This is a genomic window from Actinoalloteichus sp. GBA129-24, assembly GCF_001941645.1.
GTDB classification, from domain to species: domain Bacteria; phylum Actinomycetota; class Actinomycetes; order Mycobacteriales; family Pseudonocardiaceae; genus Actinoalloteichus_A; species Actinoalloteichus_A fjordicus.
In genome coordinates, this window is record NZ_CP016077.1 from 1,924,516 (window position 1) to 1,940,035 (window position 15,520).

Sequence of the window (15,520 nt, forward strand, 5' to 3'; positions counted from 1 at the left end):
CCTGGCCGTCGGATTTGCGCCGTCGTGAGACCGTGCCGCCCGTCCCGTCGCCGTGGCGGCGGCTCGGCGAGCGAACGGAGTCCTCGGAGCCACGGGTAGCGGGCCGGGCTCGCGATCGGCGTGGTCGATCGGGCTCTCACCTCGCGTCGGTGCCGCCGCCCGCCAGCGAGTCGAGCTCGTCACGCAGCCGATCCACCAGATCCCTCGCCCGGCCCAGCGCGGGTGAGGACGGCGGGACGGCGGACGGCTCGATGGGGAGCAGGTCCGGCGCGGGGGTCAGCCGGAGCTGTTCGTTCTGCTCACTGAGCTCGACCTCGAAGGCGACCCGGTCGGCGCGGTGCCAGGTGGCGAACCACTCCAGCGGCCTGCCCAGCTGATCGGCTCCGCCGCCCTCCAGCAACAGCAGCGGTGCCCCTTCCGGCAGCGCGAGCGCCTCCGCCAGACGCGCGTCGGCAGGGACGGCTCGGACCTGTCGACGTCCGCTCACCGGACGGATGCCCAACGTCGTCTCCAGGACATGGTGGAGCGAGGCGTCGGTCAACAGTTCCTCGGTCAGACCTCGCACTCGTGCCGACGGCAGCCAGGTGCGCACGTAGGCCACCGGTTCCGAGCCCACCGAGCGCAGTCGTTCCAGCCGCATCGTGTCCGTGGTTCCCAGATACTCGGCGACCTGCGGCGGCGGACTGGCCGGGACCAGGTGCACGACCCTGGTGCGCAGGGCCAGGCCGCTTCGCGAGAACTGTTCGAAGAGGCCCGTCGCCCGTTGAACCAGCCTGCGGTGCTCCTGGGGCGATGCCACCACCGGAGCCCGTCCCTGCTCCCGACGGACGAGTCCCTCGGTGACCAGCGCGGCCAGCGCCTGTCGGACCACGCTGCGCGCCACCCCGAAACGGTCTCGCAGGGTCGCCTCACTCGGCAGCGTCGCGCCGGGCGGCATCTCGTGGTCGCGGATCTCTGAGCGCAGCACCGCGGCAACCTGTGCGTGCAACGGCTGCGGTGAGTTGCGGTCCACAGGCATGCGGGTGAGTTTAAGAGCCTGCGGGCCGTTCCCTTCTCCCCGTCGGGTGGGAGCGGCGCCTGCGAGTTCGTCGCCCCCGCCGTTCGCACGCACGCCGTGCCCCTCTCCTGATCGACGTGGTCCGCTGCCTGCGGCTATCACGCCGGGTCGGCACCGGAAGCGCTTCGCCAGACATGACCCCAGCCCGGCGCAAGCTCTGCGGCCCGGCGCAGGGCCAGCACCAGACTGGCCTCTCTGGCCTGGCCGGTGCCCACGATGTCGAAGGCCGTGCCGTGATCCACTGAGACTCGGACGACCGGCAGCCCGACGGTGATGTTCACTCCGTCGTCGCCGTAGACCGCCTTGAACGGCGCGTGTCCCTGATCGTGATAGCAGACAGCGACGAGCCGCCACTTTCCTCGGACGGCAGCCGGGATCAACGCATCGGCCGGGAGCGGGCCCACCGCGTTGATGCCTGCTGCGACGACCTCGGCGATGGCCGGGACGAGCACGTCGGCATCCTCGTCGCCGAACAGCCGATCCTCGCCTGCATGCGGATTGAGACCTGCCACGCCGATCGGCTCCGCAGGCCTGCTCAACGCCGTGCCGAAGGAGTCCGCCAGCCGCAGCACGGAGGTCACCCGCTGCCGGGTCACTCCCTCGATCGCATGCCGCAGGGAGACGTGGGTGGTGAAGTGGAAGACGAACAGGTCGCCTGCGGAGAGGACGAGGCTGAAGTCACGCACGCCGAACTCGTGGGCCAGCAGCTCGGTGTGGCCGGGCCAGCGGTGGCCCGCCGCGTGCATCGCCGCCTTGTTCAACGGTGCGGTGACGATGCCGTCGACCTGGCCGTCACGCGCCAGTGCACAGGCCGCCTTGACGAAGCGGACCGCAGCGTCGCCCGCCCTCGGGTGGACGGCACCGGCAGGCACGTCCGCGAGGGAGTCGCCGACCTGGATCACCTCGATGGTCCCCGGTTCGTTACGTGCCTGTCGAGGGGTGGCGATCACGCGGACCCTCGCCGGGTCGCCGCCCGCGGTCCGGACGCCTGCCCGCACGGCGTCGGCGTCCCCGACGACCACCGGGGCGCAGAGACCACGGAGGTCGGCGTGGCCGAGCAACGCCTTGGCGGTGGTCTCCGGGCCGATGCCCGCCACATCGCCGATCGTGAGCGCAAGGACGGGAATCGTCACTGCGGGCTCCTTTCTCGGATGACCGCGTCGACGGCCAGGGACAGCACGTCCTCGGCGCCGAATCCGCCCGCCTTCGTCACCACGGGCAGGCCCTCGGCGCGACCGCCGAGGATGCGGCTGCGGGGTACACCGGGGACCACCTCGTCCAGCAGCCGGAGGCCGGTCGCATCGAGCGCGTCGAGGACGGCCCGTGCGCCGTCGCCACCCGTGAGCACGAGTCCGTCGACAGGGTGACGCTCGATCATGTCGGACGTCAGGTCGGCGAGGCGGCGAGCGACGGTCGTCGCGTCCGTCTTCTCGCCGACCTCTGCCGGGCTGATGAGCAGGGTCGGGGCGTCCGTGGTCGGTGCGGTCGCGAGGAATCCGTCTCGCCAGCGTCGCCAATGGTCGGCGTCGGCGATCACCTCGGCAGACGGCTGGAACGCTCGACCGGGGTGCTCGGCTGCGAGCCTGGCCGCCTGTGCACGGGTGACCGGATGCAGCGAGGTGACGACGACCAGTACGGCCCCGCCGCGCGGCGCCTCGCCCCATACCCGGGCCAGATGCCTCCCCAGGCCTGCCGATCCCACCGGCACCGCCGTCGGCCCCAATTCGCCGACGGCCGCGGCCAGCAGCGCGAGGTCGTCCTCGTTCTCGGCGTCGACCACCACCAGCGGGCCTGCCTCGCGCAGCCGGTCGGCCGCCGCCCGGGGATCGGTCAGTCCGGTCAGACTGACGCCGACTCCGTCGAACAGCCTGGGCAGCAGACTGTCACGCACCGAGGTCACCGGGTCCGAGCCTGCCGAGGTCTCGGCCACCGGCACGCCGTCGACGAGCAGGGTCCCTGCTCGGACGATCCGGCCTGCCGACGGGAAGGCGGGACACACCACGGCCAGCGCGTCGGGCCCCCATGCTGCGATCGCCGCCGAGGTCTCCTCGGCCACGGGACCGCGCACCGTCGAATCGACCTTCTTGTACAGGTGCTCGACTCCCTCCGCTCGAAGCCTGCCGACCGCCTCGGTCACCAGCCTGGCCGCCTCGGCCGGCTCGGCGTGGCGGGAGTCGGTGGTCACCGCGAGCACCTCGGAGTCCGTGCGGGCCGGTCGGAACTGCAGTTCGGTGTTCCAGCCCGCTCGTGCGAACTGCACTGCGGTGTCGTTCGCGCCGGTGAGATCGTCGGCGATGATCGCGATTCGGGGTTTCATGCGGAGGTCTCCGTCTCGGGCTGGGACTGCCGAAGCGCTCCGTTGCGGCGGAGGACCCAGGAGGCGAACAGTGGGGCGGTGATCGCGGTGATCAGTACGCAGGTCGCGATCTGGGCGGTCGCGGTCCCGACGAACTCCGCGAAGCGCGGGTCGGCGGCGGCGACCACTGCGGGGGTGGCGATGGCGTTGCCCGCGGTCGTGCCTGCCGCGAAGCCGATGCCGCTCTGTCTGCCTCTGCGCAGGAGGAACCGATAGCCGAGGTAGACCAGCCCGCCGGTGATCGGCGTGATGAGCAGGCCGAGCACCAGACCGCTGATGCCGCCGCTGAGGATCGAGCCGAGGTCGATGGCGGTGCCGAGCGCGAAGGCGAAGAAGGGGATGACGATGTTGGGCACGGGCCGCAGCACCTCGCGCCACTGTGCGTCCAGATTGCCGATGATCATGCCGAGGACGAACGGCACCAGCGCCGCGACCAGGGCGATCACGGGGATGTCGCCGAGCCCCGACGCGCCGAGGAACAGCAGGGTGAGGAAGGGCCCGTCGTTGATCGCACTGGCCATGTAGGCGCCTCGGTCGCGCTCGTCGCCGTACTGTCCGGAGAAGGCCAGCCACAGACCGCCGTTGCTGTTGTCCAGTGCCGCGAGCAGGGCGAGGATCGAGACGCCGAGGATGCCGTCGATGCCGACGAAGCTGCCCAGCGTCACCACCAGCAGGGCCGGGATCAGGCTCTTGGTGAGCAGGATCGTGCCTGCCGTGGCCAGCACGGGACCGCCGGTGCGACCGGTGACCTGGGTGCCGGTGACGAAGATCAACAATGCGATCAGGGGCATCGCGCTGTCCTTGAACAGCGCCGTGGTGAATCCGCCGATCTCCAGGGCTCCGGGTGCGAAGGTGCCCAGCAGCGAGCCCAGGACCAGCGGCACCAGCATCAATCCGCCGGGAATGCGGCTCATGGTCCCGAACAGGGGAACCACGGAGCGAAGTCGTTCGCTCATCGTCGTCCTTCCGACACGTCGGTGACGTGCTGATCCTCCCGTAGCGCAGCACCGTCGGTACGTACAAGTGGTACGGACAATGTGCCACAGCTTTGCGGCGGAGGGAAGAGTCGACTCCATGTCGCCGCTTGACACCGATCCCACCTCCGGCAAGGGTGATCACAGTTCGTTCGGTGTCCGAATCTGCACGGGGAGTTGCCTTGCGACGTGCCCGAGGTGTCCTGCTCGCCGCCGCCCTCTCGCTGCCCGTCCTCGCGGCGCCCGCGCTGGCGTCGCCCGTTCTCGGCGAACAGGACCGCGCCCCGGCCGTCACGCCGCCGCTGGACTTCGAGGGCGGCGCCTCACAACCGGTGCTCGACCCGACCGCCGTGGTGCGCGAGAGCCTGTATGTCCAGGCTCCGGTGGACAGCGACGGCGACGGCCGCGACGACGAGGTCTATGTCGAGGTCGTGCGCCCGGACGTCACCGAGGATGGTCTCCGCCTCCCGGTCGTCTATTTCGCGAGTCCCTACTTCTCGGGCGGCAATCCGCTGCAGTTCCACGACGTCGACGTCGAACTGCACGTCCCGGGCGGGCCCGAGGGCATCGTCGGGTCTACCGCGTCGGCAGGTGATGCCGGCGCCGGGGCGGACGCCGATCAGGCGGCTGCTCGACCGGCCATCACCTCGGCTTATGAGTCGTTTCTGCTGGCCAGGGGATATGCGGTCGTCTACGCCGAATCGCTGGGCACCGGCTTGTCGACCGGGTGTCCCACCACCGGCGGCGAGAACGAGACGATCGGCGCCCGGTCGGTGGTCGACTGGCTCAACGGCCGGGCCCCGGCCAGGGACACGGCGGGCGACCCGATCGACGCCCCGTGGACGACGGGCCGGGTCGGAATGATGGGCGTCTCCTACAACGGCACCCTGCCCAACGCGGTGGCGGCGACGGGCGTCGAGGGCCTGGAGGCGATCGTTCCCATCGGCGCCATCTCGAGCTGGTACGACTACTACCGTGCCGACGGCGCCGTCGTCGCGCCCGGCGGATACCAGGGGGAGGACGCCGACGTCCTCGCCGAGTACGTCTACACCAGGGCCGATCGCGAGGTCTGTGCTCCCGTGATCGACGCACTGACCGAGCAGCAGGACCGCGTCACCGGCGACTACAACGAGTTCTGGGACGAACGCAACTACCTGAACGACGCCGATCAGGTACAGGCGGCAGTCCTGGCGGTGCACGGCCTCGCTGACTGGAACGTCAAGACCGGGCAGGTCGCCCAGTGGTACGACGCCCTGGCCCAGCACGATGTTCCCCGAGCCATCTGGCTGCACCAGGCAGGCCACGTCGACCCGCTCTCGGTCCGGCGGGAGGAATGGCTGGACGCCCTCAACCGCTGGTTCACCAACTACCTGCACGACGTGGACAACGGCGTGGCGGACGAGCCGAGGGCGACCCTGCAGCGTGAGGACGGGACCTGGACGGTCGAAGCCGACTGGCCCGCCCCCACCGCGACGGAGGCCTCGTTGTGGCCGTGGCCGGGCGGTGCCGCCGAGGGTGGTCTCGACCCGTCGAACCCGGTGCCAGGCAGCGCGACCGTGGAACGGTTCTTCGACGACGCCTCCAAGACGGCCCAGGACCTCGTCGACTCCCCACGCTCGGGAAATCGGCTGGCGTACTACACGCCGCCCGCCGCGCAGGAGGTCCGACTGAGCGGCACGCCCAGGGTCGACTTCGCCGTCTCCTTCACTCGCCCGGCGGCGAACCTCTCGGCACTGCTGGTCGCTCGCGCGCCCGACGGCAGTGCGGAGATCATCACGCGGGGCTGGACGGACCCGCAGAACCGGGACGCCGATGACCAGACCAGTCCGATCGTGCCGGGCGAGACCTACCGCGTCGAACTGACGATGCAGGCCCAGGACTACGTGCTGCCCGCAGGCCACGAACTCGGGTTCGTGCTGATCTCCAGCGATCGCTACTACACCCTGCGTCCCGCGCCCGGAGCGGGACTGGCGGTCGAGCTGGGGCGGACTCGTCTGGTCCTGCCCACGGTCGGCGGTCGTAGCACACTGACCAGTGCCTTCGGCTGATGATCACCCGTTCGGGAGTCCAGTTGTCCACATAGCCGGGTTGTCCACAGGGGCGTGCTGATCGGCGGGCGCCAGACGGCGCTGATCACGCATGGTCGTGCCATGAGCACGCCGCTGACCTCCTGTATTCGCCTGCACGATCCAGGCGAGTTGATCGCCGCCGTACCGCACCTGCTGGGCTTTCACCCCGCCGACTCCCTGGTCCTGATCACGCTCTGCGGCAGCGACCGCTCACGCGTCGGCGTGAGCATCCGACTCGATCTCCCCGGCGTCGACGAGTACGAGGCCGTGCAGGAGACCCTGCTGGCTCCGATACGGACTCAGCGGACCACCGGGGTGATGCTCGTCGTGGTGGGCGGCGGCAGCCACCACCGAGTCGACGGGCCGCCGCACCGAGGGCTGGTCGACGTCGTGGAGCGAGCCCTGGCCGACGCGGGAGTGCCGTGCCTGCACTCGGTCTGGACTCCGGACACCTCGACCGACAGCCGGTGGATCTGCTTCAACGAGGACGACTGCACCGGCAGGCTGCCCGATCCGGCGGCCACCACACTGGCCGCCGCGAGCGCGGCCGCAGGTCTGGTCACCTTCGCGGATCGCGCCGAGCTGGCCGACCTGCTGACACAGGACGACGAGGCGACCCTGCTCCGTCGGGCGGAGCTGATCGCCGCAGCCACCGAGGCGGGAGACCTGGACCGGACGCTGGCAGGCGCGGCGGCGGCCCGGCGCGACCTCGCCGCATTGCATCGGGCGTTGGAGTCGGTGGAGCGCGGCAGACTGATGGTCGACGACGATCTCGTGGTGCGGCTGGCCTTCTCCCTGACCGACCGTCGGGTTCGCGACGCCTGCATGCGCTGGTGCGCCGGACCTCGTTCGGAGGCGGCGGAACGTCTCTGGCTGGCGTTGACGAAGGCCACGCCTGCTCCCGAGCGTGCCGAGCCCGCAGGCCTCCTCGCCCTGTCGGCGTACCTGCGAGGCGACGGGGCGCTGGCGAGTCTGGCACTGGCCGAGGCCCGCGCCGCCTGTCCGGACCACCTCTTCGCCCAACTGCTCGATGAACTGCTCCAGTCTGGCGTGCCACCGAGCAAGCTCGCCGTCGTGATCTCGGCCAACGCGGAGGACGCGCTGCTCGCCATCGAGTCCGAGGACCAGGACGCATGGTGACCCGACTCCGGAACGAACCGGGTCGCCCGCATCCTCGGCCGCCGCGAAGGGAGATCGTCATGGAAACGGCTCGTCGTCTCGCGGCCCGACTGGTCGCCGCCCTCATCGCCTGCGTCCGGCGTCTGCGTCGAGGGCGGCGACAGAACGTCAGAGCAGGTCGGGACGTCGCCACGAGTCGCCGAGCACCCGCTCGGCGAGGAACGCGAAGACCGTCTCGTACCAGACCTTGGCGTTGCCCGGAGTCAAGATCCAGTGGTTCTCCGTGGGGAAGTACAGGAACCTGGCGGGCACGCCGTGCCGAGCCAGATCGTGGTACAGCCGAAGGGCCTCGCCGATCGGCACCCGATAGTCCCGGTCGCCGTGGATCACCAGCATCGGCGTGCGGATGTCGGCGACCCGAAGATGCGGCGAGTTCGCCGCCACCACCGCAGGCTCGGTCAGCGGATCACCCAGTGCGCGCTGCCAGAAGTAGCCGTCATCCGTCGTTCCGGAGAATTGGTCGATGTTCCACAACGACGCGTGGGTCACCACGGCGTCGAACCGGTCGGTGCTGGTGGCGATCCAGTTGGCCATGTACCCCCCGAAGGAGCCGCCCATCGCCGCAGTGCGCCGCCCGTCCACGTCCGGCCGTTCCACCGTCGCGTCGGTGATCGCCATCAGGTCGGTGTACGGAGCAGCCCCCCACCGCCGCCAGCCCACTCGGATGAAGTCCTGGCCGTATCCCGTGGACAGCGCGGGATCGGGGAGCAGCACCGCGTAACCGCGAGCGGTGGCCGTCCACGGATTCCACCGCCAGGTCCAGGTGTTCCAACTCATCATCGGTCCCCCGTGCACCCACAGCAGCAGGGGAGCGGGGTGCTGTGCGTCTGCGCCGACGGGCAGCGCGAGCCAGGCCCGCACGGTGCGGCCGTCGTCGACGGTGGTCTCGATCTCGGTCAGGGTTCCGGGCAGCTCGGCCACTGCGCCCGGCGCGGGCAGCCGCACCGGGTCCTGCTCGGTGCGGATCGTGTCGATCCGTACCGGCTGGGTCGGGTGGTCGATCGACGACCGCAAGGCGAACAGCACACCGGGATCGGCGCCGGGCTGGAGGTCTGAGTACGCACCTTCGCCGGTGAGGCGGTCGAGTCGACCGTCTTCCAGATCGAGGCGGAACACCGGCCTGCGGCCTGCCACGTTGGCGAGCAGGAACAGGCTTCGGCCGTCGCGGGCGACCGCCACCTCTTCCGGGCGGAACGGGAAGTCCGGCAGCAGATCGGTCAGCTCACCCGTGGCGAGGTCGGCACGGACGAGAGTCACATCCGGCGGCTCGTCGGCGCTGGCCTCCAGTTGACGCAGACAGAACACTGCGGCCGAGTCGGGGGCGAAGGCGGCGACCCGGAGGGAGGCGCCCTCCGTCTCGAAGGATGCCGTGGTCGCCCCGGTGCCAGCGTCGAGCACCACGACGGCGCTGCGGCTGCCTGCCTGCGGAGACACGTCGACGCGGAGTCCGTGGGCGACGAGGGTGCCGTCCGGGCTGATCAGCCCGGGCAGCGCGATCCTGCCGGTGGAGTCCGGCGTCAGGTCCAGCGGGTCGACGAGCCGACCGGCGTCCGCGTCGACACCCTCGGCGGCCAGCAGACGGGTGTGCGCCGGGCCGAGGTCGTGGTCCCAGTACCGCACCGGATACGACTCGTGCAGGATCGCCGTCACACCGGCCTTCTCGCGGGCCTTGCGCTTCTCCTCGTCGGCCTCGCCGAAGTCGACGAACGGGAGCACGGCGGCCGCGACGACGACCCGGCCGGTCTCGGCGGCGACCTGGACGGCCTGGACACCGCCGGACGGGGCGAAGACCTGCCGGGCCTCACCCGTCGGCGGCAGCAGCCAGAGCGCAGCTGCCGCAGTCGTGTCCTGCGGCGAGCCGGACGCCTCCTGATCGCGGCGAGCGGAGACGAACAGCAGCGAGCCGTCGGGACTGAAGACCGGGCTCGACTCGCTCTTGGCCGACCTGGTGAGACGCCGGGCAGGTCGTTGCCCTGCGGGGTCGAGTTCCCAGAGCGCGCCCTGCCATGTCTTGCCGTCCCCGGTCAGCTCGCTGACCACGGTGACGAGCCGATCTCCGGTCGGCGACACGGCCAGCGATCCGAGGCGGGGAACGGCCACGAAGCGGTCGAGATCGAGGAACGTGCCTGCCGCGTCGTCCGCAGGCGGCTCGGCGAGACTCGAAGTCGTCATCGATCAGGCGCCGATCCGGCCCTGGGTGAACCGCCAGGCGTCGGCGACGATGGTGTCCAGGTCCGGACGCTCCGGCTTCCAGCCCAGCTCGGCGCGGGCGCGGTCGGCGGCCGCCACCAGCGTCGCCGGGTCGCCCGCGCGGCGGGGGGCGAGCTCGGCCGGGATGGCGTGCCCGGTGACACGCCTGCAGGCGTCGATGACCTCCTTGACGGAGAAGCCGGTGCCGTTGCCGAGGTTGTAGATCCGGTGCTCGCCCGCCGAGGCGTGCCGCAGCGCGAGCAGATGGGCATCGGCCAGGTCCGTCACGTGGATGTAGTCCCGGACGCAGGTGCCGTCCTCGGTCGGCCAGTCGTCGCCGTAGATCGACACCTGGGCCCGCAGACCGGACGCCACCTGGAGCACGAGCGGGATGAGGTGCGTCTCGGTGGCGTGTCGCTCCCCGAACCGGTCGTGGGCGCCCGCGACGTTGAAGTAACGCAGGCTCACCGCCGCGAGACCGTGGGCGTTGGCGTAGGAGGTGATGGCGTGGTCGATCGCCAGTTTGGTGGCACCGTAGGTGTTGGTGGGGCGGGTGGGGGCCGACTCGGGGATCGGCACCTGCTCCGGCTCGCCGTAGGTGGCGGCCGTCGAGGAGAACACCAGCCGAGGAACACGATGCCGGTGTACGGCCGCGAGCAGCCGCAGCGAGGTCACCACGTTGCCGTCCCAGTACTTCGCCGGGTCCGTCATGGACTCGCCGACCAGCGACTTCGCCGCGAAGTGCAGGACGCCCTCGACCCCCTCGGCCAAGAGGTCGTCGGCCGCCTCGGCCAGATCGGCCTGGACGAATGTGGCGCCCTCGGGTACGGCGTCGGCGTGGCCGGTGGACAGGTCGTCGACCACCACGACCTCATGGCCCTCTTCGACCAGCCGCGCCGCACAGACGCTGCCTACGTATCCGGCTCCACCTGTCACCAGCAGCTTCACGTTTCCAGCCTTCCGTTGACGCCTCGCGGGACAGCGTTCGGCCGAGGCGGACGGGTGGCCGGTCAGCCTGCTGACGACTCCTCGCGGCCTGCGCCTGCCGAGGGCAGCGCCGCGAAGAACCGGGGGTGTGCCAGCCCGCGCTCGTCGAACGCGGCGATGATCGACTCCTCGACCTCCGCCTGTGCCGCAGACCGTATAAGGGCGATCGCTGACCCTCCGAACCCGCCTCCGGTCATCCGGGCGCCCAGGGCGCCCGCAGCCAGTGCCGACTCGACGACGAGGTCCAGCTCGGGGCTGGAGACCCGGTAGTCGTCGCGAAGACTCTCGTGCGAAGCGGTGAGCAGCGGGCCGATCATGTCGAGCCTGCCCTCCGTCAGCATTGTCACCACGGACTCGACCCTGGCGTTCTCGGTCACCACATGGCGGACCAGGGGCCGCAGCTCCTCGGGCAGGCGGGCCGTCGCCACGTCGAGTCCGCTGTGCGCGACCTCGCGCAGCGACTCGATCTCCAGGGCCTCGGCAGCCGCGACACAGCCGCGTCGCCGTTCCCCGTACCCCGACTCCGAGTGCGCGTGGCGGGTCCGGGTGTCGATGACCAGCAGCCGCAGGCCGTGCGCGGCGGTGTCGAAGGGCACCTGGATCTGCTCGCCGGAGCGGACGTCCAGGAACAGGACGTGCGCCGCCGTGCAGCACAGCGACGCCGTCTGGTCGAGAACGCCGGTCGGCGCGCCGACGAAGTCGTTCTCGGCGCGCTGCGCCCAGCGCGCGATCCGGGTGAGGTCCGGACGCGCGTCGTCTGCCGGTCCGTCCAGCGGCGTGCCTGCGAGGTCCAGCAGGCTCAGCGCGGTGGCGCACTCCAGCGCCGCCGAGGAGGACAGGCCCGCGCCGGTCGGGACGTCGCCACAGATCACCAGGTCGGCGCCGCCGAGTCGGACGCCTTCCTCTCGTAGGACCCAGGCCACGCCTGCGGGATAGGCCGCCCAACCCGTGACGTGCCCGGGCTCCAGCTCGGCGATGTGCAGCGGCTCGGCGATTTGTGGCCTGCCGTCGGCCCCGACGGTGGTCAGGTTCAACAGTCCGTCGTCTCGGGCCGAGGCCGCGACGACGGTGCGGTGCGGCAGCGCGAACGGCAGCACGAAGCCGTCGTTGTAATCGGTGTGCTCACCGATGAGGTTCACCCGTCCGGGCGCACCCCAGCAGACCTCGGGGGCGTGCCCGTGTCGGGCGCGGAAGGCCGCGACGGCACGCTGGGCGGCGTCCGCGGAGTCGGCGGGCACGGTGACTGACTCCTCGGCGTGGACGTCGGTGCTCACAGGGCGCGCACCAGCACGGCGTGAGCGATGTTGGTGGCGAGCAGGGCGCTACCGCCGGGTCCGGTCACCTTGATCTCGTTCGATCCGCCTGCGGAGGAGACGGTGACCACTCGGTCGGGCATGACGCCCGCCGCCTTCAGATGTGCCATCAGGTCGGGGTCGAGCTGCACGTACTCGGCGATCCGGCAGACCTGGGCCTGGCCGCCGCCCCGGCGCGCGATCTCGTCGAGCCGGAGCAGGTCGGTCTCCATCGGCGGCGCGGGTTCGCCGACGCCCAGCTTGTCTAGACCGGGGATCGGATTTCCATACGGGGAGGTGGTGGGGTTGCCCAGCAGCGTGACGAGCTTGCGTTCGACCGCCTCGCTCATCACGTGTTCCCAGCGGCACGCCTCGCTGTGCACGTGCTCCCATTCCAGCCCGATCACGTCGACGAGCAGGCGCTCGGCCAGGCGATGCTTGCGCATCACCGCCTCGGCGCGTTCCCGCCCGGCTCCGGTCAGCTCCAGGTGGCGGTCCTCGGCCACGATGAGCAGCCCGTCCCGTTCCATTCTGGCCACCGTCTGGCTGACGGTGGGCCCGCTCTGTCCCAGCCGTTCCGCGATGCGAGCGCGCAGTGGGATCACGCCCTCCTCGCCGAGGTCGTAGATCGTGCGCAGGTACATCTCGGTGGTGTCGATGAGCTCGTTCACGCCGGCTCCCCTGTTGAAAGTCCTAGAGCTTGTGGCAGTCGTGGTTCGTCGCGGAGAATGAGGTCGAGTCGCCAGGAGGGGGTCGCGAGAAAGGCGACACCTTGACACGCGAGCGGTGGGACCGCGCTACCGGCTACCACGACATCCTAGAGCCTGTCCTTGTTCCCTGTTCTCTCGTCATGTGACGCGTTGGTCGTCGGCGTCGCCGCCTCTCGGCCGTGACGCCGTCGTGGTCTGTTCCTCCGTCACCACCCCGCCCCGACTGCTTCGCGCGTGCCGTGGATCGCGACGCATGACGAGGGACGGCTGTCCTCCGTCTTCATCGTAGGGGCGGGTGCCGACCGGCTCGGCCCGATACACAGGCGTGGCGAGGTGGACCTGTGCGGTCCCGTTCCGCGAAGATGTCGAGCGTGCAGCCGTTGGTGAGTACCGAGGAACTGGCCGAGGCGATGGCGGGCGAGAACCCGCCGGTGCTGGTGGACGTGCGCTGGGCATTGACGGGGCCGCCCGGCCGCCTCGCCTACCAGGCGGGTCACCTGCCCGACGCGGTCTTCCTGGATCTCGACCGCGATCTCGCCGCCCCACCGGGGTCCGGGGGGAGACACCCACTTCCCGCCGCCGAGGACCTCCAGGCCGTGCTGCGGTCCGCCGGGATCAGCGCAGGCCGCCGGGTGGTCGCCTACGACGCCGCCGACGGCTCGGTGGCCGCGCGGGCTTGGTGGCTGTTGCGCTGGGCGGGGCATGACCAGGTCTCGGTGCTGGACGGCGGGTTCGCCGCCTGGACGGCCGAGGGACGCGAGGTGACCGCCGTCGTTCCCGACCCCGCGCCGGGCGACATCGTGGTTCGGGCGGGGAGCCTGCCGGTGCTCGACGCCGCCGGTGCCGAGGAGCTCACCGAGCGCGGCGTGCTCTTGGACGCGCGAGCGCCACAGCGCTATCGCGGCGAGGTCGAGCCGGTGGATGCCAGGCCCGGCCACGTGCCTGGTGCGCGGAACGCCCCGTTCGCCGAGCACCTCGACGAGTCGGGTCGCTGGCGTTCTCCCGCCGAGCTGGCCGAGCACTTCGCCGCCTTGGGCGTCACCGGCACCACGCCGGTCGGTGCCTACTGCGGATCAGGGGTGACCGCCTGCTCGGTGCTGCTGGCGCTGGAGACTGCGGGACTCAGCGCCCCCGACCGGCCTGCCGCCCTCTACGCGGGTTCCTGGTCGGAATGGGCGGGGCAGCCGCAGCGCCCGGCAGCGTTGGGGGAGTCGCCCCGCTGACATCGCCTTTCGCCGCAGCCGACCGCATCGACGCCGTGGCAGGTGCCGGGCGAGCCGGAACGTCGCCCGCGTCCGAGGACGTGGCGGGTCTGATGCGGTCGGTGGGACCTGGGCGGCCCGGACCGGCCCAGGAGTCGGGCTGGAAACGAGCGTGGGCAGCGAACGCGCAGCCGGTCGGCAGAACCGACCGTCCGGGCGGGGACACCGGCCGGTGCGCATGGCGCAGCGGTCCTGCCGTACCGAGCGGGGCTGACGGTTCAGCTGACCGGCCGGGCGTTTCCGGGCGGTCAGCCGTTCGTTCACCTGCGGGAAGGGCGAGGTCGGCCGACGGTGACGCCTCCGACGGCGATCACGAACACGCCGTCATCGAGGTGTCGGCCGACGCGGGCGCCGCCGTCGGGGGTTGGTCGGTGTCCAACGCGGTGTCGGTCGAGGCCCGACCAGGCGGACCACGCCGACGACGGGACGGAGCCCGAGCACGTCAACTGTGCTCGACCCGTGACGCGCGAATCACGAGGTGGTTCCGACCGCGAACGATCGCGGTCGGAACCGGTGCACCGTAGAACCGCAGTAGTCGACGATCAGGCTGCCGGAACCGCGTCGTAGACGAGCTGAAGCATCGCCTCGGCCTCCGGGCAGAGGTCCCGCTCGACAGTCCCCCAGGTGTCGAGGTCGACGTAGATCGTGTTGAGGAGCACCGAGGGGTCCTCATTGACGACGACGCCGACCTCGCAACGACCCTCGGTGACCAGGCGGTAACCAGGGCGTCCCAGGATCTCCGTTGGCTCCTCTTCCTCGCTCGTCACGTCCTCGCCCCAGTAGGTGGCCCCGAAGCCGAGGTAGTTGAGGGAGGTCCCGTCCAGGTCGATGGAATAGGAGCAGATCGTCGTGTAGTCGCTGGGGTCGGTCACGCTCGGCGAGCCGACGGCTGCCTCGATCTCGGCGACGTCCACCAGGTCGCAGTAGCCCGGGACGGCCTCGGGACTCTTCGCATCGCCGCCACCGCTGCCACCGCCGTCCGCGGTCGGGGTGGTGGGGTCCGGGATCGGGATCGTCGGTGTGGTGGCCTCGTCGCCTCCCGAGCCCGAATCGTCTTCGCTGGTCTGCGAGCCGCCCGCGCCGGGTGCGGGAGACGCGGTGCCTGCCACCGGCGTGGCACACGCTCCTAAGCCGAGAACGAGCAGAACGGCGCTGATCGCGGTGGTCAGGCTTCGCTGAGACATGGCGCGCATACCTTTCAGACGGGCGCCGAGCATATTCGGTTTCACGACGTCTGGAGCGAACTCCGTCGAGCTGATCACCGGATTCGGCACCGTGGGTGACCTCGCCGAACCGCAGCGGCAGGCAGGATCGCTGAGACGGTAGCCGACGACCCCGTCACCTCACATGCCGATCGGCGAACTCCGACCCAGCGTGGCCGAGGATGAGCGCTTCGCGACGGCGCAGGCTCGCCTGTCGCCTGCCTGGGAGCGCATGATCTCGC

General features: G+C 70.9%; 12 protein-coding genes. 3 read left to right on the plus strand and 9 right to left on the minus strand.

All coding sequences use genetic code 11. The features are described from left to right. Positions 1–136: 136 nt before the first annotated feature. The 4 genes from UA75_RS08735 to UA75_RS08750 form a co-directional block, all read right to left on the minus strand. Positions 137–1,018 carry a GntR family transcriptional regulator gene (locus UA75_RS08735; RefSeq protein WP_075743565.1) on the minus strand — a complete coding sequence of 294 codons (882 nt, stop codon included), beginning with the start codon at positions 1,016–1,018 and terminating at the stop codon, positions 137–139. A 137-nt stretch (positions 1,019–1,155) separates the two neighbouring features. After that, entirely contained in the window at positions 1,156–2,190 is a 1,035-nt protein-coding gene (pdxA, locus tag UA75_RS08740; protein WP_075739826.1) for a 4-hydroxythreonine-4-phosphate dehydrogenase PdxA, read from the minus strand. Then, entirely contained in the window at positions 2,187–3,374 is a 1,188-nt protein-coding gene (locus UA75_RS08745; protein ID WP_075739827.1) for a four-carbon acid sugar kinase family protein, read from the minus strand. Before UA75_RS08745 ends, pdxA begins: the two co-directional genes overlap by 4 nt. Beyond that, positions 3,371–4,369 carry a 2-keto-3-deoxygluconate permease gene (locus UA75_RS08750; protein ID WP_075739828.1) on the minus strand — a complete coding sequence of 333 codons (999 nt, stop codon included), beginning with the start codon at positions 4,367–4,369 and terminating at the stop codon, positions 3,371–3,373. Before UA75_RS08750 ends, UA75_RS08745 begins: the two co-directional genes overlap by 4 nt. Positions 4,370–4,569: 200 nt before the next feature. On the opposite strand from UA75_RS08750, the gene UA75_RS08755 reads away from it, so the two are divergent. Further along, entirely contained in the window at positions 4,570–6,435 is a 1,866-nt protein-coding gene (locus UA75_RS08755) for a Xaa-Pro dipeptidyl-peptidase (RefSeq protein WP_075739829.1), read from the plus strand. Between the two features lie 102 nt (positions 6,436–6,537). Continuing rightward, positions 6,538–7,596, plus strand: a complete 1,059-nt coding sequence (locus UA75_RS08760; protein ID WP_075743566.1) for a DUF4192 domain-containing protein — start codon at positions 6,538–6,540, stop codon at positions 7,594–7,596. A gap of 147 nt (positions 7,597–7,743) precedes the next feature. Here UA75_RS08760 and UA75_RS08765 read toward each other — a convergent pair whose 3' ends face one another. The 4 genes from UA75_RS08765 to UA75_RS08780 all read right to left on the minus strand — a co-directional run bounded on the left by UA75_RS08765 (position 7,744) and on the right by UA75_RS08780 (position 12,775). Continuing rightward, positions 7,744–9,807 (minus strand): alpha/beta hydrolase family protein, encoded by a 2,064-nt coding sequence (locus tag UA75_RS08765; protein WP_075739830.1) that lies wholly within the window; start codon positions 9,805–9,807, stop codon positions 7,744–7,746. Positions 9,808–9,810: 3 nt separating this feature from the next. After that, the gene (gene galE, locus UA75_RS08770) at positions 9,811–10,773 is read right to left on the minus strand and encodes a UDP-glucose 4-epimerase GalE (RefSeq protein WP_075739831.1); all 963 of its coding nucleotides are present in this window, start codon (positions 10,771–10,773) and stop codon (positions 9,811–9,813) included. 62 nt (positions 10,774–10,835) lie between these two features. Then, on the minus strand, positions 10,836–12,086 hold the full coding sequence (gene galK / locus UA75_RS08775) for a galactokinase (protein ID WP_404799967.1): 1,251 nt from the start codon (positions 12,084–12,086) through the stop codon (positions 10,836–10,838). Beyond that, a complete protein-coding gene (locus UA75_RS08780) occupies positions 12,083–12,775 on the minus strand; it encodes a metal-dependent transcriptional regulator (protein ID WP_075739832.1) in 693 nt (230 codons plus the stop codon). Before UA75_RS08780 ends, galK begins: the two co-directional genes overlap by 4 nt. A 410-nt stretch (positions 12,776–13,185) precedes the next feature. Here UA75_RS08780 and UA75_RS08785 point away from each other — a divergent pair, with 410 nt between their 5' ends. Next, positions 13,186–14,037: a sulfurtransferase gene (locus UA75_RS08785; RefSeq protein WP_075743568.1), complete on the plus strand. Its 852-nt coding sequence runs from the start codon at positions 13,186–13,188 to the stop codon at positions 14,035–14,037. A gap of 581 nt (positions 14,038–14,618) precedes the next feature. On the opposite strand, the gene UA75_RS08790 is transcribed toward UA75_RS08785, so the two are convergent. Next, positions 14,619–15,260, minus strand: a complete 642-nt coding sequence (locus tag UA75_RS08790; RefSeq protein ID WP_198042970.1) for a hypothetical protein — start codon at positions 15,258–15,260, stop codon at positions 14,619–14,621. Between the last annotated feature and the right edge of the window lie 260 nt (positions 15,261–15,520).